Origin of the sequence: Roseibacillus persicicus, from assembly GCF_014651675.1 — a bacterium.
GTDB classification, from domain to species: domain Bacteria; phylum Verrucomicrobiota; class Verrucomicrobiia; order Verrucomicrobiales; family Akkermansiaceae; genus Roseibacillus; species Roseibacillus persicicus.
In genome coordinates this window covers 37,443-58,860 of record NZ_BMXI01000009.1, presented here as the reverse complement: position 1 = coordinate 58,860, position 21,418 = coordinate 37,443, and the positions used below count along the sequence as shown (strand labels likewise).

Sequence of the window (21,418 nt, the reverse complement as noted above, 5' to 3'; positions counted from 1 at the left end):
TCATGTCCACATTTTTCTCGAAAAAAACTCCCTCAATTCTCGACAAAACCGCTTTGTTGAGCCAAACCCCCCGCCGAAACCTTAATAGAACATGGCCACCGACCTCTCCTTATACCGTAACATTGGTATCTTCGCGCACGTGGATGCGGGAAAAACGACCACTACCGAACGCATTCTCAAGCTCACTGGAAAGATCCACAAGACAGGTGAGGTTCACGACGGTGAGTCGACTACCGACTTCATGGAACAGGAAGCTGAGCGCGGGATCACCATTCAGTCTGCAGCGACCACTTGTTTCTGGGCTGGCTCCGACAAGCAGTTCGAGCCTCACCGCTTCAACATCATTGACACTCCCGGCCACGTTGACTTCACCATCGAAGTTTACCGTTCTCTCAAAGTCCTCGACGGTGGTGTCGGGGTCTTCTGTGGTTCCGGTGGCGTTGAGCCCCAGTCCGAGACCAACTGGCGCTACGCCAACGAGTCCAAGGTGGCTCGTATCATCTACGTCAACAAGCTCGACCGCATGGGTGCGGACTTCTACCGCGTCGTTGACCAGGTGAAGAACGTTCTCGCAGCCAAGCCTCTCGTGATGGTTCTGCCCATCGGCATCGAGGAAAACTTCACCGGCATCGTCGACCTTCTCACCATGAAGGCTTGGATCTGGGATGACTCCGGTCAGCCCGAGAACTACGAAATCACCGACATCCCTGCCGACATGCAGGAGAAAGCCGAAGAGTACCGTGCCGAGCTCATCGAGACCGCCGTGGAACAGGACGACGACCTCATGGAAGCTTACCTCGAAGGTAACGAGCCTTCCATCGAGGACATCAAGAAGTGCATCCGCAAGGGCACCATCGCCCTCGACTTCTTCCCCACTTACTGTGGCTCTTCCTTCAAGAACAAGGGTGTGCAGAACGTCCTCGACGGCGTTGTGGACTACCTCCCTTCCCCAACTGAAGTGAAGCCTCAGCCCGAAGTGGACATGGAAGGTAACGAGACTGGCGAATTCGCCATCGTCGACCCCAGCCGCCCTTTCCGCGCCTTGGCTTTCAAGATCATGGACGACCGCTTCGGTGCCCTGACCTTCATCCGTGTTTACTCCGGAACGCTCAAGAAGGGCGACACGGTCGTGAACACCTTCACCGGCAAGAACGAGCGCATCGGCCGTATCGTGGAAATGCACGCCGACAACGCCGAAGAGCGCGACGGTTGCTCCGCTGGTGACATCATCGCCTTCGTGGGTCTCAAGAACGTCCAGACTGGCCACACCCTGGCCGACAAGGACAATCCTGCCACCCTCGAGCCAATGGTCTTCCCCGATCCCGTGATTTCCATCGCCGTCGAGGCCAAGGACAAGAGCCAGGCTGAAAAGCTGGGTGTTGCCATTGGCAAGATGGTGAAAGAGGATCCTTCCTTCCGCGTTGAAACCGACGAGGACTCCGGCGAAACCATCCTCAAGGGAATGGGTGAGCTTCACCTCGACATTAAGGTCGACATTCTCAAGCGGACTCACGGTGTCGAAGTCATCGTAGGTGCTCCCCAGGTGGCCTACCGCGAGACCATCACCAAGCCCGTCACCGACAGCTACACTCACAAGAAGCAGTCCGGTGGTTCCGGTCAGTATGCGAAGATCGACTACACCATCGAGCCCGCTGAACCCGGTGTTGGCTTCGAGTTCGAGTCGACGGTTGTTGGTGGTAACGTTCCCAAGGAATATTTCCCCGCGATTGAAAAAGGCTTCCGCACCTCCATCGACAAGGGACCACTTGCTGGTTATCCCCTTCTCGACATCAAGGTGAAGCTGACCGACGGTGGTTTCCACGCGGTTGACTCCTCGGCTGTGGCTTTCGAAATCGCTGCTCGCGCCGCATACCGCCAGTCCATGCCAAAAGCTGGTCCTCAGATCCTCGAGCCCATCATGAAGCTGGACGTCTTCACTCCCGAAGACCACGTCGGTGACGTCATCGGTGACCTCAACCGTCGCCGCGGCATGATTAAGACCCAGGACCCGACTCCTACCGGTGTTCGCATCAAGGCTGACGCGCCTCTTTCCGAGATGTTCGGCTACATTGGTGACCTGCGCACCATGACCTCCGGTCGTGGCCAGTTCTCCATGGAGTTCGACCACTACGCCCCTTGTCCGAAGAACATCTCCGAGAAGGTGATCGCGGACGCCAAGGAGCGCGAAGAGGCCAAGCGCAAGTAAGCGTCCTGACTCAACTTATTTTCAAAAGCCGTGCCTCCCCGAGGCACGGCTTTTTTGTATTTAGCTCCCAGCCCCGATTCTGGCCGGAAAATTGCGAATTCATTCCCCTATGTCAGACCACGGACCCAGTATCAAAGACAACGAACAATACGAGGCGCTCAGAGAAGATGGCATGCCGAAATCAAAAGCAGCTGCCATTGCCAATGCCAACGGTGGCGACCGGCAAAAAACCGGGCGCAAAGGTGGCAAATCCTCTCCCTATGAAAAGTGGACCAAGGATGAACTCTACGACCGGGCTCAAGAGCTTGATATCGAAAACCGTTCACAAATGACTAAAGATGAACTCATTGAAGCTCTCCGCTCCTCATGAAAATCGATCTTTCCAACAAGTGCGCTTTCGTGACGGGCTCGAGCTCCGGCATCGGACAAGCGGTCGCCCTTTCCCTCGCTCAAGCAGGTGCCCGGGTTGCGGTCCACTATCGCAGTAACGAGGCTGGCGCCAAAGAAACAGCTCGCCGGATCCAGGAGATAAACGGTCCTCCTCCCCTCATCTTGCAAGGTGACGTATCGAAGCCTGCGGACATTGCAAAGTGCTTCACTGAACTCGACAAACAATTCCCTTCCCTCGACATCTTCGTCAACAATGCGGGGATTGACGGTAAAAAATGTCCGCTTTCCGAAATCGACTTCACCGAGTTCGAAAAGGTAGTCGCCATCAATCTCACCGGCGGGGCTCGAGCGATTCAGGCTGCGCTTCGAAGAATGAAAACTCAGCAGAGTGGGGTAATTCTCTCCGTGACCTCGGTCCATGAATCCGTCCCTTGGGCCGGGCAAGCGGCCTACTGCGCAAGCAAAGCGGGAATCGCGATTCTCACTCGTTCCCTCGCCCTCGAATTGGGCGATTGTGGGATTCGCGTGCTCAACCTCGCGCCGGGAGCGATTCAAACCGCCATCAATCAGGATGTCTGGAAAGACCCCGACTCCCTTGAAGACCTCTTACAAAAAATCCCACAGGGCCGACTCGGGACCGCGGATGAGATTGGCCGGATGGCCACCTTCCTCGTTTCGGACGCCGCGAGCTATCTCACCGGGACCACAATTTTTGCCGATGGAGGAATGACCGCCTATCCTTCCTTTGCTCAAGGAGGATAAAGATCACTCCGGCGAGTCCAGAAAGTCCAAGAAGTCGCTCGCAATTTGTTTTGCCGATGCCCTCGATCTAACCGAGCATCGGCGAGATGAATCGCCTGTTTACTTTTTGGTTCAGCGCTCAATTTGCTCTCGCGCCTCTCCTCTCCGCCCAGTCGGAAATCCGCTTCGACGCCCTCACAATCAATTTGACGGTAAACGAAGGAGGCGAGCTTCGCCTTCTCGACCTCGATAACGACGGCGACGAGGACTTGGTCAGTGTTTCTAACAATTCGAGTAGTAACGTTAATCGAATCTCCTACTATCTTGAACGATTGCCCGACGGTTCCTTAGGCGAGCCGAAACTGCTTCTTCTCAACAATCGGTCAAGTGCTCAGGGCTCCGTGGCCCTGCGCGATTGCAATGGCGATGGCTGGTTGGATCCCATGCGGGTGGTTAGTGAAGAGTATGCCTTCAATCAGTATCGCCTCGTTTTGGAAACCTATCACTCGGACGGCGAAGGAACTTATTCGAGAGAACCTTCGGAGAGCCTGATTTTCCCACGCTCTGGAACCGCCAGTTCAGACGGGAAACAGCTTTATCTCCTCTCCACCCGACAAGCTTCGGACGAAGACGACACTCAGATTCTGGAAATTACCAACGCTACCCCGGGAGATGAGTTTGGGGAAATCCTAGCCTCCAGCCCTCTGGCATATGGCATCTATCAGCTAGCACTGGACGAAGCCGTTTGGGGAAACTTCGATGGGCAAGGTCAACCTGATTTAGCGATTCCGGCAGATCAGGGTAAAGTGATCATCTGGACTCGTGATTCGGCATTTGCAGCGGCGCCCAGTTGGGACAGCGCTTTCCAAAGCTCCAACCGACCACTTCGAGTTGATGATCTCGACGGAGACGGCTTGGACGATCTCTGGGTCTCCGAATTCCAAGTCTCCGACACCGACCTCGAACTTCTCATCCGAAGATCCGATGGAGAGAGCTTTCACAACTACGGCTCGATCGATTCTCCCCTGCTGGACGAAGCCACCATTCTGGGAGCCACTCCATCAGGTGATAACCAAACCGCGACGATTCTTCTTTTGCAATTAGACCGGGCCTCTCAGAGCTGGCATCTGGCCAGCCTTCAATTCGAAGAAGGCCTCCGCAATCCTTCCTCTCCCCAAGCCCGCGTCGAGATTCAGGAAGAGGCTTTCATGCCGTATTCGATACATCGAGGAACCACCAGCTTTCTGGATGCGGGCTTTCGAACTAGCCCTATGGTAGGTGACGATGGGGTGACCTTTTACCTGAAGTTCAATTCCGATGGCCGGCGGTATTTGGAAACGGGCTACCATCTGGCCAAAGTTCATTGGAGTCCCGAAGACATCCACACCTCCTATGAGATCATTTCTCCGCCATCCTTCTCCTCACCCCAATTCTTGCCCGAAGATCTCAACGGAGACTCCTTTCCAGACCTTGTGATCGGACCCGATGTTCTGGGAGCTTATTGGGTTCGCATAAATGATGGCGGCGGAGGGTTCGGGTCATGGCAGGAGCTCGACCTGATTCCCGAGCGCTATCTGGCTGAGTTCCCCAGTCTGGAGATCAACAACATGGTCATGGGAGACGTGAATGGGGATAACGAACCGGATTTCGTCATCGATTACCTCGTCCCGGATCCGCTCTCCGCAGGGAACGACCGCGCGGTGTGTGTCACAGCCCTCAATCAGGGAGAGCTTTTACTCGAACATCCGGCCGAGCTGCCCGAATTTTTTATCAGTGGGATTCTGGCCCGAGAAACTTGTGCGGTGGCTCTCGTGGACTGGGATCAGGATGGAGACTTGGACATGATTGATTCCAGCGTTGGTTGGAGGGAAAACGATGGTCAGGGGAACTTCAGTTCTAGCTCGCGAAATCTAGCCTCCCCAGGAGTTCCTGTTTCTGACGCCTTTGGAAACGTCACCCTTTCTCCAACGGCTCTTTCATTCGGCGATATCGATGGCAATGGCTTTCCCGACCTATATTCTTCATTGGCAGGAGCCGAGTATGAGTTCGGAGCGTTTACTGGAACTTACGGAGTGGTTGTTTTGAATCGCTTTCCCCAAAGCCCCTCAGCTCCTATCAAAGTCCCCATCTCGGTGGCATTTTCTGATGCCTTCGGCAACCCGGTTTTTCTGAGAGGCACTGGTTTGGCTGACCTCAATCTCGATGGACTCGCCGATATTTTTGGGCCCGACGTCTCTCGGAACGCCTACGGAAACCCGAGCATCATTGGAAGAGTGCTGGTCTATAGTCAGGGAGAGACCAATCCTTTGCCGGCTGAACTGTTCGAAGTCCCCTCTCGAACCCCATCCTTTCACCCCGAGTTCAACGACTTCAACGGAGACGGACTACTCGAGTTCTGCTCCCTCACGGGCTACCTCGCCCCGAGCACCCACGGACCCGAGAGCTCGGCCGAATACAATTTCACGAACGACTACCCTTTACAGGAAGAAACCGGGGCTCTCGCGGACTTTGATGGCGATAGTGACGTGGACTTCATTGTCCGTGACGACTTTTTCGGTCCTAGCAGCTATCTTTTGCTTCGAAATCCTATCGTGGACGACTCCTCTCTCCTGACCTTCGAAATGATACGGCGCGGGGTCAAAGGTTCGGCCGCCAACCCCGACAGCGATGCGGATGGGGACGGGGTTTCGAACTTTGTCGAGTTCATCAACGGCTCGGATCCACAGGACGCCTCCTCCCACACGACAACCGAACCCGCGCTTATCCTCGGTGCCGACCGCGTGCCAGAATTCCGCGTCAACAAAGCAGCCAAGAACTTGGGGGTCAGCTATCGACTTGAGTTCTGCACCGACCTCGCACACTGGACCGAAGCTCCCGCCGAGTTGCATTCGTCGCTAGACTCCGAATGGGACCTCTATCGATTTAGCGGAGACAGCTTCCCTGCCGGCTCCTTTTTCCGACTGGTCATCAGCCCCTAGCGACCCGAAATGAGAACTGGCTGGGAATTTCGGTTCAACTCCACCGCCAGATGGGTTTAGCTTCTCCCCGTGCATCGAATCATCACCATCGCCCTAGGCACCTTTACCCAGCTCGTGCGGATGAAAGTTTTCTACTTTCTCGCCATCTTTGTGGTGCTCGCGATTGCGCTCAATTTCTTTCGACTCCCGCATCATGTCGGCCCAGAGGCAGTCGCAGCGGAGGAGCTCCGCTTGTGGAAGTCGGGCACCATCGGATTGATGAAGCTCTTTGCCATCATCTTCTCGCTCGCGGCCACCGCCCTGCTCATTCCACGCGACCTGGAGGATCGCATTCTTTACACCATTCTTTGTAAACCCGTTCCGCGCCTTGATTACCTCATTGGCAAGCTGTTAGGGGTGCTGATGCTGACCTTCGTGGCCCTTCTCGCGATGGATCTCTTGATGACCGCAGTCCTGCATCACCGCACCGGAGTGGTGGAAGCGGAACGAGTGGCCTTCCTACAGAGTATCAACTACTCCGAGTCCGACATCGCCATTGAGGTTGCCGAGGTGCGGCGCCACGGGCCCACCCTCTCGCTGCAATACGGCATCCTGGGCATCTTTCTGGAGGCCGCAGTGATTGCGGCGGTGGCGCTGCTGATCTCCACCTTCAGCTCCTCGACACTATTCACCATCATCAGCACCATCCTGGTCTACTTCATCGGTTTCTTCATGGGGCAAGCGCGGGAGTACTGGCTGCAGACCACCAGCTTGGGAGACTCCTTCATCGGGAAAGCCGCGGTCCAATTGCTCTCCCTCATCTTTCCCGATCTCTCCATTTTCGGCCTCGCCGACGCTGCCATTGCGGGCACGTTTATTCCGAGTCTGGTCGCGCTGAAGGTCGTCGGTTTGGCCCTCGCCTATCTGGTGACCTACACTCTGGTCTCTTGGTTCGTCTTTGCAGACAAAGAGTTTTGAGCCCCAGCCGTTCCTGGCTTGACCCGCGCTCTGGGGGAATCATCGTCTTGAAGCAAGGAGTCGTTCGTTTGCAAGACAGGGAGTGGCGTCAGCCATGACCGCTCCGGGGCTACCCCGGGGACTAGAAAAACCGAACCGATTCGAGGCCTCGGGCCTTTTCACGGCCTACCGTGAGGCTGCCCGAGGCATGACCAGACTGGTTGCAGGATGGGCGGCTCCCCTTACTTTTCTCCTAAAAAATAGCCCGCTGCGAATGCCGCCAGGTCATGACTCCAACAACCCTATGGCTCAAAAATCTATCAACTCTGTTGCTGGAGGAGGAGCGACAGCTGGACGCATGGCTCGCCCTCATCCGCAAAGTCATTCCCGGCAAACCACGCCGCAACTTTCTCATTATCACCCGCGAGGTTTGGAAGGTCGCCAAGACCCGGACGGTCTTGGAAAACCGTGAGCTCCAGCAAATCTTTCGCGAGAACCGCCGCTTTTGGAATTGGCAGCGGAAATGGTATGCGACCCGCACGCCCTTGCCCCCGGCCCTCATAGTCGGCCCCGCAACTCCAGTTCTCGATACCTCAGCCTGGCACTTGCCCGAACTCGCGACCGTGGGAGACTTGGCTGATTTTTTCGCGCTGCAACCCGATGACTTGGGATGGCTCTTGAGCCCGAAGGCCCAGCACTATCACGAACAGTGGCTACCCAAACGCAAAGGCGGACGCCGTCTGTTGGAAAGCCCCAAGCCGCTGCTAAAACAGGTTCAACGAACTCTGCTGAGAGAGCTTCTCGACAAAGTGCCGCCGCACGAATGCGCCACCGGATTCCGGGCCGGCCATAGCATCGTGGACTTTGCCCAGCCCCACGCGAACAAGTCGATAGCTCTCAAAATGGACTTGGCCAACTTCTTCCCCTCTCTCGGCCGTTCCCGTATCAAACGGTTGTTCATGTCCTTGGGTTATCGGGAAGGCGTGGCCTTGGCTCTCGCCGTTCTCACAACTCACCGCAGCGCGAGCCCCGACCTGACTTTTACCGAGAAAGAACTCTATTCCCGCTATCATCTGCCCCAAGGCGCGCCGACCTCTCCCGCCCTCGCCAACTTGGCGGCCTTTCGCCTCGATTGCAGGCTGGCAGGTCTGGCGAAATCCGCGGGCGCTTCCTATACGCGATACGCCGACGACCTGCTGTTCTCAGGAACCGAAGAGCTGGCACGTGGCCTCCATCGCTTCGAAAACCGGGTCATCATCATCACGCGCGAAGAAGGCCTCGAGATCAACTTCCGCAAAACCCGCCGTATGGCAGCCAGTCAGCGACAGGCCGCCGCCGGTCTCGTTTTCAACCAAAAGCTCAATGTCCCCCGCCGGGAATTCGATACCCTGAAGGCGATTCTCCACAACTGCCGAAAGCACGGTGTCTCCAGCCAAAACCACTCCCATCACCCCGATTTCCAAGCCCACTTGCGAGGCCGCATTGCTTGGATCGCGAGCTTGCATCCGGTCCGGGGCGAAAGGCTACGCGCCGCCTTCGAGGAACTCGATTGGAGCAAGCCCAATGCTCAGGAGTAATCCTTTTCCTCCAAGTGCGCGGCCCGCCTGCAATCTTCGCGATTCCCAAGCACGCTCTTTTCTCGCAGGATTCCCCGTGCTCCAGCCTTTCGCCCCGGAATCCCCCGATCCGCTCTTTGCGCTCGCCAAACAGTATCCGGCGTTTGCGAAGAGCCCCGGTCGACTGCAGCTGGCCGCTCGACTGGACCGCTGGCTCGGCTTGGCAGGCTTGAGCGAGATGCCCGCCAGCATCCCCATCGGCCATCGCAATCCCTACCTGGCGGGACGCCAGTTCATGGATGTCGAAATCGAAGGAGCCGGGGAATTTGCCAATCAAATACCGAAAAGCGGTCCCGTCCTCGTGGTGGCCAATCACCCCTATGGTGCGCTGGACGCCCTCATCGCGTCCGACCTCACATTGGCCGCCCGGCCCGATACTCTGGTATTCGGCAATGCGGTCTTGGCCCATCCGGTTCATCGCGAGTGGTTTCTTCCCCTCGAAATTCTCGACGAATCGCCTGCCGCCCGGCGGCTGAATCTGGAAAGTATGCGACGAGCCCTTCTTCACCTCAAAAATGGCGGCTGCGTGCTCATCTTTCCCGCAGGGGAAGTCGAACGCTGGCGATGGCCGCGCCTCAGCATCGAGGAAGGCCAGTGGACCACCCATCTGGCCAGGCTGGCGCAGAAATCGCAGGCCCAGATCCTGCCTCTGGCTTTCCCCGGAGAGAATCCTTTGTGGTTCCATCTCCCCGGAGCCCTGCATCCCACCTTGCGGCTACTCGCCCTGCCCCGGGCTTTTCTTTCTTTGCGAGGCCACACCATCCCGGTGCGGACGGGCCGGGCTCTGAAGTGTGACGATCTGCCACTTGATCCCCTTGCCTTTACCCACACTGTTCGCAGGCACGTTCTGCAGCTCGCCAACCGGGGAGAACAAAGCGACGCGAAATAAAATCGACCCCACAGCCCTCCCATGAAAAGTATGAAGCCTGCTATGACCCCTCTGATTGACGCCAATCTCTCCTACCTCGCCCAAGCAGAGCGTCTTCTCGAGCTTCTGGACGATGGGGCCTTCACTCGTTCGGCGGCCGGCTTTTACCATTCAACCATTGGCGGTCACCTCCGGCATTGCCTCGACCACTACGACTCTTTCATCACCGGACTACCAGATGGAAAAGTCGACTACGACGCCCGCATGCGCCTGCCCGAATTGGAGAGCCAGACCGCGAGCGCCTTGGTCAAGACCTCGGAAATCCGCGAGGGTCTTCAACAAGTGACCCGCGACGCCCTCCCCGGCACCCTGCAGGTCAAGATGGATTGCGGATTCCGCGAAAACGATTGGCAACCCTCCTCCCCGGGCCGTGAACTGCAGTTCCTGGTCAGCCACACCGTCCATCACTTCGCCATGATTGGCGGCATCTGCCGCGAGCTGGGAATCGAGCTGGAGGATGGCTTCGGCATTGCCCCCTCCACCCTTCGGCACCGTTCCGCGCTTTCGGCCTAATCCCATCCCATCCCTTGCATGATTGCGCCCCCCGCTGCCAACTACCTGCGCGAGCTCACGGAGCTCCCTGAAGCGAGCCGTCTTGCTGAACAAGGCGACCTCGAGGTCTACCTGGCCACCGCAGACCAGATTCCCCACATCCTGCGCGAAATCGGCCGGCTGCGCGAAGTCTCCTTTCAAGCCGTGGGAGAAGGCACCGGCCAAGAGATCGATCTCGATCGCTTCGACCAACACTATCTGCATCTCTTTCTCTGGGATCGCTCCCAGCACCAGATTGCGGGGGCCTACCGCCTCGCGCCAACCGATCAGGTCATGGCCAGCCAAGGTCCCGAGGGACTCTATTGCTCGACCCTCTTTCAGTTTGAAGCGCCCTTTCTCGAGCATCTCAATCCCGCCTTGGAGCTCGGGCGCTCTTTTGTCGCCCCGGCCTATCAAAAGTCGCTCGCCCCTCTGCTCGCTCTCTGGAAAGGCATTGCCACTTTCGTCTCCCGCAACCCCAAGTATCACCGCCTCTTTGGCCCCGTGAGCATTTCACAGGATTACACTCCCCTCTCCAAAGACCTCATCGTGCGCTTTCTGCGTGAGAACAAGTGGAACCGCGAGTTGGGCCCTCTGGTGCGCCCGCTCAATCCCTTTCCGGGATCGCCGGAGATATCTCCTCATCTGGAAAGCATCGATCAGGTCTCGGCCCGCATTGCGGAATCAGAAGACGATGGCAAAGGAATTCCCGTGCTGCTGAAACAATATCTCAAACTCAATGCCACCTTGTTAGAGTTCAATTTGGACCCCGCCTTCTCGAACTGTCTCGACGCGCTTATCCTCGTCGACCTACACGACGCCCCGCCCGCGATTTTGTCGCGCTACATGGGGAAAGAAGCCTACGCGAAGTTCCGCAAATAATGGCAAGCCGCGACCGTGATTGGCCCCACTCGCCCCAGGAACTACGTCCACACGTCATTCGCACGAGCATTCACAGACAAAAAAAGGCGACCGTTCGGCCGCCTTTTCTCTCTAAAAGTTATCTCTGTTAGACCTTATTTGGCCTCAACAGTCATCACACCCTTCATCACACCGAAGTGACCGGTGAAGGTGCAGATGTAGTCATATTTTCCCGGTGCGGGAGCAGTGAAAGTTACGGTCTCGCTTTCGCCAGGTCCAAGGATCTTGGTGGAGGCCACCACAGCGTCCTTATACTCCTGCTTCTGGGGCAGACCAGTAGTTTGGGCATTTGGCATACAGTCCATCGCAAAGGATGGAATGACAGTGCCGGGCTTCACGATAACGACATTGTGGCCCATCGCAGCCTTTGGCAATTTGCCGACATTTTTGAAGGTCAGGGCTACTGTTTGCCCCTCCTTGACGGTGAATTCCTTCTTGTCGAACTGCATGGTGTCGTTGCCCTCGATAGTGACCTCGACATCAGCCTTCTTTGCCTCTTCCGCCGCGGGGGCTTCTTTCGTAGCCGCGTCTTGGGCGAAGGTCATCGATACTTGGGCTGCCAAGGCAACTCCGGTTGCAATCATCAGTGTTTTCATAGCTGTTTGAAGATGTCCCAAATACGGGCAGAATCAAAAAATTAATCAAATTTGCGAAGGATTTCTCAACGGTTGCGCATAAAGTCCGCCACTCCAGAGAAAAAAGTCATCATCGCCTCCCTGGTATCTGGCGCAACATTTTCACTCTCAAGCGCTGATGCCATCAAATCCAGCCACCGATCGCGCTCTGCCTCCCCGATTTGGAACGGCATATGGCGCATTCGCAATCTGGGGTGTCCCCTTTCCTCCAAATAGGTTTGATCCTGGCCGAAACGAAACTTGAGGAACAGGGCCAAACGATGCTCGGCCCCCTCCCAATCATCAGCAGGGTACATGGGCCCCAAGAGGGAATCCCGTCTCACCCCCTGATAAAAGGCAGCTGTGATCCGTTCAAATCCATCAGGCCCAATCTCACTCCAAATTTTTTCCTCGTCCATGATTGCATTTTGGGGGAGTTCACCCCTTGGTAAGTCAACTTTCGCCAGTGACAGAAGATTTACAAGACAGCAAGACGGAACTGTTTGTGATATCGACCAAATTACCAAAGAATCAATTCATCCGCGACGTTCTATCTCTACTTACCTTTGCCTATGTCTGAACATGCCTCTCCATTCGAGCTTCTTCCTGCGGAAGAAATCGCCCGCCTCCTGCCCTCCTACAGCGAAATATCCTTTCTCGCTCAAGGGGGTATGGCCGCTGTCTATCGGGGAGTGCAAACTACGCTCGACCGTCCCGTAGCTATCAAGATTCTACCGCAGGAGTTTGGTTCTGATGAGTCTTTCCGCCTCCGCTTCGTTGCGGAAGGGAAAGCCATGGCACGTCTCAATCACCCGAATTTAGTAAGTATTTTCGATTTTGGAGAAGTTGAAGGACTGCTCTATCTCGTTATGGAATTTGTTGAGGGGGAAACTCTCTATCAACATGCCTATGGCAGTGCGATGGAGGAAAACAAAGCGGTGGAATTGTGTCTACAAGTTGCCGACGGACTGGCCCACGCCCACCAGAACGGAATTCTCCACCGCGACATCAAGCCGGCCAATGTTCTTCTCAATCAAGATGGGACCCCGAAGCTGGGTGACTTTGGCCTGGCGGAGGAAGGAGAACGGGCCGTTGGAGATAACCTGGTCTTTGGCACGCCCGGCTACACCGCTCCCGAAGTAATGGCCAATCCGGAGGTTGCCGACGAAAAGGCCGATATCTTTGCCATTGGAGTGCTGCTATATGAACTCCTCACCACCCAACTTCCCTCCGACCCATATCAGCCCCCTTCCCGGCTCGTGCAGGCCGACCCTCGGATTGATCCCGTCATAGCCAAAGCGATCCAACCTCATCCGGAGATGCGCTATGCAACAGCGGCCGAGTTGGCGGACGCTTTGCGAAATCTCCGTGACAGCATGAAGGCAGCCCCCCGGCGCAGACTTCTCAATTCAGGCGCTCATTCGGGCGCCGCGACCCTGAAGGTGCAGCCGACCCAGGCCAAATCCCTCATCACCCAACCAGCATCCAGCGAGCCGAAATCAGCTGCCGTATTGACCACAGGGGAGGCCCACGCAGGAACCTCCAGCCCTCCCCCGCAAGCAAGCAAAGGCGTCCGGCGATCCGGCGGAACGGATTTTGCCCTGATACGCAACCTCATCATCATCGGAGGACTCCTCCTTGCCATCTGGGGCACGTGGACCGCCCTGCAACAAAAGACCGCTGAGCAAGAAAAGGCACAAGCGGAAGAGAATAAGTTGAAAGAGCGTGCCGAACGCAAGCGCGCGGCCGCCGCAGCCCGCGCCCAAGCAGAACGGGATGCCGCGGGCCTGACCTCCACGACCCCGCAAATCACACTGGGCTCCGCCCCTTCCCCTACTAGAGAGGCCCCCGAACCCGAGGAACCCAGCCCGCTTTCTCCTCGCGAACAACTCGAAGAGCTCCGCCCCGCGTTGTTGGCCGGCGAAAGAGAGAAGTTCCCTGCCGGCTCCCTGAAGCGAGGCGGCTCCCACTTCTTCTTTGTCGACGAAGCCCTCACTTGGCACGAGGCAATCGAGTTCGCCGAACAACACGGTGGTCACCTAGCCATCACTCCCAGCAAGGACGACGTTCTTTGGCTGTCATCTGAAATTCCCGATGAAAAGGAGGTCTGGCTCGGAGCGGGCACCATCTCCCGCAATGACTGGGCTTGGCTCGTGCGCGATGTGGAGTTCGAACTTCCCCAGCCCCGCACCAGCACCGGCACCGCTGCCATGGTGACCAGCCTCGGAATCATCAAAGCCCGCAAGCCGGAACTCGCACTGCCCTTCTTCATCCAATGGGAAGACGACGGCTCGCAGACAGGTCAGCGCGACAGCCACTTGGCCAAAATTGCCGAGACCATGGACTCGGAAGCCCCCCTCTGGCCCCCCGGCACCCTCACCTTGGACGAAAAGCGCTACCTCATCTTGGCCAAGCCGCTTTCCCAAACGGAAGCCCAGGATCTCGCCCGCGAGTCCGGAGGCGTTCTGGCAGTGGCTTCGGACGAACTGGAAGCTTCTTTCCTGCGCGACATTGCGACGGAATCAGGTCTGCCGACTCTCTGGCTGGGTGGCAGAAACTTCGATGGCCAATGGCGCTGGTTGACCAATGAAAGCTGGGACTTTGCCCGCTGGGCCGAGGACTCTCCCGCTGAGGACCCTGACCTGTCCGGCCTGACCATCACCGCCTCGGGCTGGGTCAACCAGGATCCTGACCGCGACGCTTCCGGCTTCATCATCGAGTGGTCTGACGATGCCAAGGACGCGCCCCCTATGGAGGAAGGCTCCATGAGACGCGACACCGGAGAAGTTGGCGAGTTAAAGGCCATGGCCGTTCGCCTGTTAGAGAAAGACAACATCACCCTGATCAAGCGCTTGAAAGACAACACCGCCGCCCAGGGAATGGCGATGCGGCAGTGGTTGCGCAGCATTCCGAGAGAGAACGCCGGACGCTTCGAGCGGAATTATGCCCTCTACGAGAATTCCATCTCTCCCGAGGCCATCTATCTGCCCGGCCCGGACGAGGTCGAAGTCTCCTTTCCTGAAAAAGGCGCCGAGATTCTCACCCGCCACTATCAAAATCAAGTTCGCTACGAAGGAGAGCGCGAAGCAGCGGCAGAAAAGCTCCGCGCGGCCTTCATCCGCAAAATTGAAGCCAAAATGACTGCAGCCAAGAGCAAGGGATTGGTCACTGAGATCGCCGCTCTTGAGAAGGTCATCACCGAGGCTGGGACCACCGGAAAGGACTTTATCGCCTACCTGGGACTTGAGAAAAAAGAAGAAGCGGCCACTAACTAGCCTTCAGCCGACGGGCTTGGAACTTTTCCTTTGAACGCTTCTCCTCCGTCCAGCGGGGCCCGTCCTCTTCGTCTTGCCCTTGGGTATCGAAACGGACCCCTCCTACAGTGAGAAAGACGTGCCCTTTCCGGGCCCAGACCGTGAGGTGCTCGCCCTCTCCCTTTTCGCCAAAGGTCAAAAAGCCACCCGAAGACAGGGCAAAATCGAGATGGCCCAGCTCGCGCAAAACAAAGCTCACCGCGCCCGAGCAGTCATAGCCGGTGTCCTTCGCCGATCCGTGCCCACCCCCATACTTGTAGGGTTTTCCCACAATCTTGTTTGCCGCTTGCACCACCTTTTTCACAATCTCTGGCGCGTCCTTGGCGACCACGGCCAAGCCCTTGCCATCGATGGTCACGAGCGATGAACCGGGCTTGGTCTCCCCTTGGGCCACAGAGGCCCAACACCAGAGAAATCCGGCTACCAAGGCAAAGCGAATGAAAACTTGCATGGTTCTAGGAGTCGCCAGCCCGGGATTTTATTCACCCCTTCTCCAAATCTTTTTCGGCAAGCCACGAGACCACCTGCGCCAAAGCCCGCCCGCGATGACTCATCCCATTTTTAACTTCAGCGCCTAGTTCGGCGAAGGTCTTTTCGTATCCCTCGGGGATAAAGTAAGGGTCATAGCCAAAGCCTTCCTCCCCCGCAGGTTTGTCAATCAGGCGGCCCTCCACCGCTCCCGCGAACTCGGCCAAAGCCTTACCGTCCCGCGCCAAAACCATCACACAGCGGAAACGCCCCGTGCGCTTTTCCTCCGGCACAGCTGGGAGCTCGCGCTCCAGGCGGGCATTGTTTTTCACGTGATTGCCTTCTTCCCCTCCATAACTCGACGACCAGACCCCGGGCTCACCGCCCAGCCCATCGACCTCGAGCCCCGAGTCATCGGCCAGCACCAAGCCGGCAACCACCTTGCTAATTCCGGTCGCCTTCAAGGTCGCGTTCTCGGAGAATGTGGTTCCAGTCTCTTCGATTTCGGGCAAAATGGTCCCCTCTTCCTCCAGCTCGTTGACATCCACGACCTCACAGATTCCTTCTAACATCGCACGAATCTCGACAGTTTTTTTCCGGTTCCGTGTTGCTACGATGAGCCTGTTAGTCAGTTGCTTTTGAGATTCCACGGAGACTCTCAAACCAGAAGATTCATTTTTTGGGAAATAAAAACGTCCCTCCAGCCATCTCAATGGGGATGAAAGCAATCCTCACTACAATCGCCTTATTTCTCACTGCAACCTTCGCCTTCGCGGAAAAAGAAGGTTGGACGACCGATCTGGAAGCCGCCTTTACGAAGGCCGAGAAAGAAAAGAAATCCGTTCTCGTCGAGTTCACCGGCTCCGACTGGTGCCCTCCCTGCAAAATGATGGCCAAGAACGTCTTCACCAAGAAGGAGTTTATCGAGAAGGCTGGCGAGGACTTCATCCTCGTGGAACTGGACTTCCCCAATGGCGACAAAGAGCTCAAAAAGAAAAACGAGCCCTACGCTGAAAAGTATAAAATCGAAGGTTTCCCCACCGTAATTCTCTTCGACTCCAAAGGAAAAGAATACGAACGCTTCTTTGCCTCCGCCCACCCTACGGTTGAGAAATTCCTGAGCCACATTCAGTCGGCAAAGAAATAGAGATTTTCCCCTGAAACGCGAACCCAACCCCTCTGAGTGCCCCCTCGGCCTCAGCAGGGGTCTTTTTTTGCCTGAAGGGTTCTCTTGCAATTGGGCTCATTTTTTATTGAATAAAGAGACCTCCCCTCCGGGTCCTACCTCCTGTCATGAAAAAGTATTTCGCCCTGCTGCTCGCTCTGGCAGCCCTCCCCCTCTTCCAATCCTGCGTGAGCCCGGGATATTATGGAAGTAGCTACAGTTCCGCTTCCAGCTACGGCTCAAGCGTGGGAATCATCTCCACTTCCCACTCGCGATGGGGCTACGATCCCTACTATCGCTCCTACTACGACTACTCCCTGGGACAATATTACGATCTCAACCGCGGACGCTATTACACCAGCCTACCCACCCGCTACAACTCGCCATACTATCCAAGCTATTACCGTCGGGGTTCGACCCTGCGTTGCCCGAACAATCTTCCTTATTTGAGCACCCGCTACACCCGGCCTTCCGTCACCTTCGTAAGCACCGGCAACTCGCGCTGGGCCTATGATCCCTACCGCCGCTGCTATTACGACAATCATACCAAGCGCTATTACAACACGTCCTCCCGCAGCTATTACAACTCCCTACCCAAGCGCTACTCCTCCCCTTCCTACCCCAGGAATCACCGCTCGGGCTCGCCCGTCCAACTGCACTCCAACCTCCCCTATGTCAGTTACCGAGGTCATTCATCTGGCTCCCACGACCGCTCCCGGGATCAACGTTCGAACACGAACTACCGCAGTCAGCGCTCCAGTTCCAGCAACCGCTATCAAGCACCCAGCCCGAACACCCGCACCTACAATCGGTCGGCTCCAACCGCGCCCAGCTACCGGACCCGTTCCAACGTGACGAACCAGCCCTCCATCTTCCAACGCGGTCAAACCTCCCGGTCCAGCTCGGCCCGCCAGTCAACCCGCGACCAAGTTGCCCCCCAGGGACGGAGTCGACCTACCATTACTCCTCAAACCCGCACTCAGGTCACTCCTCGCCAAACGGTGCCGAGCACCCGAACCCAGCCGCAGCAAAGACCGCAGCGGCGCGAGCCAGCACCCTCCCCCAAACAGCAGCAGACTCCGCAGAGAAGGTCTCCCAGTGCCTCTCAAGGCAAACGCGATTCGAGGTCCAGCGGGAAGGCCCAATCCCAGCAGAGATCGAACGGAAAACGCGAAATCTACTAACCGACTTTCCCCACATTTCCCCCAAAAGCCGCCGGTCCTCGCTGACCAGCGGCTTTTTTGTGGGCAAAAATCCCTCCTGGGACTGAATCGGGGGTCATAAGTCTGGACTCGGGTCGCGGGTTTCTGGTTTCTTCCCCCCGCAACATGTCTGAAGAACGCTCCAAACCTTTCCCCTTCGACGAATTCGAGCCCCGCTGGCAAAAGCGTTGGGCCGATGAGAAGACCTATCGCACCGCCGGTCCTGGCGAAGAAGGCTTTGATGCCTCCAAGCCCAAGTACTTCGTCCTCGACATGTTCCCCTACCCCTCCGGCGCCGGTCTCCACGTCGGCCACCCCGAGGGCTACACCGCCACCGACATCATCGGTCGCTACAAGCGCATGAACGGCTTCAACGTCCTGCACCCCATGGGATGGGATGCCTTTGGCCTGCCCGCCGAGCAATACGCCATCAAGACCGGCCAACATCCCCGCGTCACCACCGAGGCCAATATCGAAAACTTCCGCCGCCAGTTGCAGGCGCTGGGCTTTGCCTACGACTGGGACCGCGAGGTCAATACCACCGACCCCGGCTACGTGAAGTGGACCCAGTGGATTTTCCTGCAGCTCTACAAATCCTATTTCTGCGAAGAAACCCAGAAGGCCCAGCCCGTCTCCCAACTGGAGAAAAAAGGCTGGACCGCCGAGCAGATCGACGAGGTCCGTCTCGCCTTCATCCACGAAGCCCCCGTCAACTGGTCCCCCAGCATGGGCACCGTGCTGGCCAACGAAGAAGTGGAGGAATGGAAAGCGAAAGGCGAGACCGTCGAACGCCGCCCGCTGCGCCAGTGGATGCTGCGCATCACCAAATACGCCCAGCGACTCATCGACGAGCTGGAGCCCCTGGAATGGCCCGACTCCATCAAGGCCCTGCAGCGCAACTGGATTGGGCGCAGTGAAGGTGCCGAGGTGACCTTCGACGTGCAAGGCACGCCCATCACCGTCTTCACCACCCGTCCCGACACTCTATTCGGAGCCACCTACATGGTCCTCGCTCCCGAGCACCCGCTGGTTGCCGACATCACCACTCCCGAACAAGCCGACGCAGTCAAAGCCTATCAGGAAACCTGCGCCAGCAAGTCCGACATGGAGCGGGGCGACCTGAACAAGGACAAGTCCGGCGTTGCCACCGGCGCCCACGCCATCAACCCGGTCAACGGAGAAGCCATCCCCATCTGGATCGCGGACTACGTGATGATGGGCTACGGCACCGGTGCCATCATGGCCGTCCCCGCACACGATGAGCGGGACTTCGAGTTCGCCAAGAAGTTCGACCTCCCCATCACCCAAGTGGTCAGCGCAAGGAGCACAGGCGTCCCGCCTGTGAACCCACCAGCCTCTACCAATCCCTACTACGATCCCAAACCTGAACGCACCGAAACAAAAGCCCACACCCGCAACCTCCCTCACTGGCAACAAGACGGACGCTACTACTTTCTCACTTGGCGTCTCGCAGACAGTTTGCCCCAAAACAAACTCAACGAGCTCAAAACCAAGCGCGCGGATTGGCTCAAGGAGAACCCCGGCGAACTCTCACCGGAAAAAGAACAAGAATTCCACAAACTCTTCTCTCAAAAAGTCGATCAATGGCTTGATGAAGGAGCTGGAAGTTGCTGCCTGCAAAATCAAGAAATCTCAAAAATAGTCGCCGATGCCCTCAAGCATTTTGATGGCGAACGCTACGAACTCGAGGGCTACGTCGTGATGCCCAACCATGTTCATGTCGCGGTCAGACTTTTCCCTGATGAAGACCTTTCCAAGCTTCTCCATTCTTGGAAAAGCTTCAGCGCAAAAGCGATCAACAAGGTTCTCGGGCAGGAAGGTCAGCTCTGGCAGGAAGAAGTTTTTGACCGAATTATTCGCGGGCCTGAGCACTTGGGGAATGTCCGTAGCTACATTTGGGCAAACCCAAAGGCAGCTGGACTGGAAGCGAAAGGAATGGAGGTTTATTTGAAGGGCGGATACAAGGATGACCCTGCGGCAGGCGAGACGCCCGCGCTCCTTGAGGCTACCTCCGGTGATGGCTTCGCCGTCAACTCCGGTTTCCTCGACGGTCTTCCCACTAAAGAAGCGAAAGCGAAAATCATCGATTGGCTCGAGTCCGAAGGCAAAGGCACGCGCAAGATTCAATACAAGCTGCGCGACTGGCTCTTCTCCCGTCAACGCTACTGGGGTGAGCCTTTCCCCCTGCTTTGGAACAAGGAGACCGGCGACCACGCCCCTCTTCCCGAAAGCGAACTGCCTTTGCTCCAGCCCGAGATGGAAGACTTCAAGCCCACCGGCGATCCCCGTGGGCCACTGCTGCGCGCCACCGATTGGATCAACTACTCCGACGAGTTCGAGCGCGAAACCAACACCATGCCGCAATGGGCCGGCTCCTGCTGGTACTATCTGCGCTACTGCGACCCGAAGAACGAACAAGCCTTTCTATCTCAAGAAGCCGAGCAATACTGGAGCGGCGAGAACGCCCACGTCGATCTTTACATCGGCGGCACCGAGCACGCCGTTCTCCACCTCCTCTACGCCCGCTTCTGGCACAAGGTTCTCAACGACCTCGGCTACCTGAGCACCAACGAGCCTTTCAAAAAGCTCGTCAACCAAGGCCTCATCATGGGCGAGGACGGGCAGAAGATGTCCAAATCTCTCGGCAACGTCGTCAACCCTGACGAAGTGGTCAAACTCTACGGAGCAGATTCGCTGCGTCTCTACGAAATGTTCATGGGGCCTCTCGAGCAGGTCAAACCTTGGTCCATGAAAGGCGTCGAAGGCGTCTCCCGCTTTTTGGCCAAAGTCTGGCGCTTGCAGGACAAGGTCTCAAGGAGCACAGGCGTCCCGCCTGTGAATCAGAAAGCCCCCGACCTCGCCAAGATCACCCACGCCACCATCAAAAAAGTGGGCGAGGATATCGAAGCCCTCAAGTTCAACACCGCCATCTCCAGCATGATGGAGTGCGTGAACGCCTACACCAGTGCCAAGGAAATCCCGCAGGATCTCTTCCTCGACTTCCTGAAAGTGCTCAACCCCTTCGCCCCCCACCTGAGCGAAGAACTGAACGCGAAGCTGGGCGGCACCGAGCTCCTCAGCGAGCAGACTTGGCCTCAATATGACGAGTCTCTCCTCGTCGAGTCCGAGATCACCATCATCGTGCAGGTCAATGGCAAGCTCCGCTCCAAGCTGCAAGTCCCCGCTGACTTCAGCAAAGGAGACCTCGAGAGCGCGGCCCTCGCCGACGAAAAAGTGAAAGTGCACACCGACGGCAAGACCATCCGCAAAGTCATCATCGTCCCCGGCAAGCTGGTCAACATCGTGGCCAACTAGGCCGCGAAAGACTGATTTTCAGCCCTACGCTAGCCTCTCACTTCAAGAGGCTAGCGAAATACACGTGCTTAA

17 protein-coding genes are annotated in these 21,418 nt (G+C 57.0%); 13 read left to right on the top strand and 4 right to left on the bottom strand.

Annotated elements, in window-relative coordinates:
- The first annotated feature begins 91 nt into the window (after window positions 1-91).
- The 9 genes from fusA to IE099_RS11245 all read left to right on the top strand — a co-directional run bounded on the left by fusA (window position 92) and on the right by IE099_RS11245 (window position 11,208).
- A complete protein-coding gene (gene fusA, locus IE099_RS11285; protein WP_189570040.1) occupies window positions 92-2,206 on the top strand; it encodes an elongation factor G in 2,115 nt (704 codons plus the stop codon).
- A 109-nt stretch (window positions 2,207-2,315) separates the two neighbouring features.
- Window positions 2,316-2,576, top strand: a complete 261-nt coding sequence (locus IE099_RS11280; protein WP_189570039.1) for a DUF7218 family protein — start codon at window positions 2,316-2,318, stop codon at window positions 2,574-2,576.
- Window positions 2,573-3,358 carry a glucose 1-dehydrogenase gene (locus IE099_RS11275; protein WP_189570038.1) on the top strand — a complete coding sequence of 262 codons (786 nt, stop codon included), beginning with the start codon at window positions 2,573-2,575 and terminating at the stop codon, window positions 3,356-3,358. The genes IE099_RS11280 and IE099_RS11275 overlap by 4 nt, the downstream gene beginning before the upstream one ends.
- 86 nt (window positions 3,359-3,444) lie before the next feature.
- Complete coding sequence (locus IE099_RS11270; protein ID WP_189570037.1) at window positions 3,445-6,315, top strand: FG-GAP repeat domain-containing protein; 2,871 nt, start codon at window positions 3,445-3,447, stop codon at window positions 6,313-6,315.
- A gap of 69 nt (window positions 6,316-6,384) precedes the next feature.
- Window positions 6,385-7,272 (top strand): hypothetical protein, encoded by an 888-nt coding sequence (locus tag IE099_RS11265; RefSeq protein WP_189570036.1) that lies wholly within the window; start codon window positions 6,385-6,387, stop codon window positions 7,270-7,272.
- A gap of 266 nt (window positions 7,273-7,538) precedes the next feature.
- Window positions 7,539-8,828 (top strand): reverse transcriptase family protein, encoded by a 1,290-nt coding sequence (locus tag IE099_RS11260; protein ID WP_189570035.1) that lies wholly within the window; start codon window positions 7,539-7,541, stop codon window positions 8,826-8,828.
- Between the two features lie 76 nt (window positions 8,829-8,904).
- On the top strand, window positions 8,905-9,756 hold the full coding sequence (locus IE099_RS11255; protein ID WP_189570034.1) for a 1-acyl-sn-glycerol-3-phosphate acyltransferase: 852 nt from the start codon (window positions 8,905-8,907) through the stop codon (window positions 9,754-9,756).
- A gap of 42 nt (window positions 9,757-9,798) precedes the next feature.
- The gene (locus IE099_RS11250; protein ID WP_189570033.1) at window positions 9,799-10,308 is read left to right on the top strand and encodes a DinB family protein; all 510 of its coding nucleotides are present in this window, start codon (window positions 9,799-9,801) and stop codon (window positions 10,306-10,308) included.
- An 18-nt stretch (window positions 10,309-10,326) separates the two neighbouring features.
- Window positions 10,327-11,208: a GNAT family N-acetyltransferase gene (locus IE099_RS11245; RefSeq protein WP_189570032.1), complete on the top strand. Its 882-nt coding sequence runs from the start codon at window positions 10,327-10,329 to the stop codon at window positions 11,206-11,208.
- A gap of 134 nt (window positions 11,209-11,342) precedes the next feature.
- Here IE099_RS11245 and IE099_RS11240 read toward each other — a convergent pair whose 3' ends face one another.
- Window positions 11,343-11,843: a plastocyanin/azurin family copper-binding protein gene (locus IE099_RS11240; RefSeq protein WP_189570031.1), complete on the bottom strand. Its 501-nt coding sequence runs from the start codon at window positions 11,841-11,843 to the stop codon at window positions 11,343-11,345.
- 65 nt (window positions 11,844-11,908) lie between these two features.
- Window positions 11,909-12,280 carry a globin domain-containing protein gene (locus IE099_RS11235; protein WP_189570030.1) on the bottom strand — a complete coding sequence of 124 codons (372 nt, stop codon included), beginning with the start codon at window positions 12,278-12,280 and terminating at the stop codon, window positions 11,909-11,911.
- Between the two features lie 153 nt (window positions 12,281-12,433).
- Between IE099_RS11235 and IE099_RS11230 the strand changes: the two genes are divergently transcribed.
- The gene (locus IE099_RS11230) at window positions 12,434-15,136 is read left to right on the top strand and encodes a protein kinase domain-containing protein (protein WP_189570029.1); all 2,703 of its coding nucleotides are present in this window, start codon (window positions 12,434-12,436) and stop codon (window positions 15,134-15,136) included.
- On the opposite strand, the gene IE099_RS11225 is transcribed toward IE099_RS11230, so the two are convergent.
- Both IE099_RS11225 and rdgB read right to left on the bottom strand, forming a co-directional pair.
- On the bottom strand, window positions 15,129-15,626 hold the full coding sequence (locus tag IE099_RS11225) for a C40 family peptidase (RefSeq protein WP_189570028.1): 498 nt from the start codon (window positions 15,624-15,626) through the stop codon (window positions 15,129-15,131). The genes IE099_RS11230 and IE099_RS11225 overlap by 8 nt on opposite strands.
- Window positions 15,627-15,657: 31 nt before the next feature.
- Window positions 15,658-16,293 (bottom strand): RdgB/HAM1 family non-canonical purine NTP pyrophosphatase, encoded by a 636-nt coding sequence (gene rdgB / locus IE099_RS11220; protein WP_229809490.1) that lies wholly within the window; start codon window positions 16,291-16,293, stop codon window positions 15,658-15,660.
- Window positions 16,294-16,361: 68 nt separating this feature from the next.
- Between rdgB and IE099_RS11215 the strand changes: the two genes are divergently transcribed.
- The 3 genes from IE099_RS11215 (at window position 16,362) to IE099_RS21045 (ending at window position 21,346) form a co-directional block, all read left to right on the top strand.
- Window positions 16,362-16,790 (top strand): thioredoxin family protein, encoded by a 429-nt coding sequence (locus IE099_RS11215; protein ID WP_189570027.1) that lies wholly within the window; start codon window positions 16,362-16,364, stop codon window positions 16,788-16,790.
- Between the two features lie 146 nt (window positions 16,791-16,936).
- Window positions 16,937-17,992: a hypothetical protein gene (locus IE099_RS11210; RefSeq protein WP_189570026.1), complete on the top strand. Its 1,056-nt coding sequence runs from the start codon at window positions 16,937-16,939 to the stop codon at window positions 17,990-17,992.
- A gap of 144 nt (window positions 17,993-18,136) precedes the next feature.
- The gene (locus IE099_RS21045) at window positions 18,137-21,346 is read left to right on the top strand and encodes a class I tRNA ligase family protein (protein ID WP_189570025.1); all 3,210 of its coding nucleotides are present in this window, start codon (window positions 18,137-18,139) and stop codon (window positions 21,344-21,346) included.
- The last annotated feature ends 72 nt before the right edge of the window (window positions 21,347-21,418 follow it).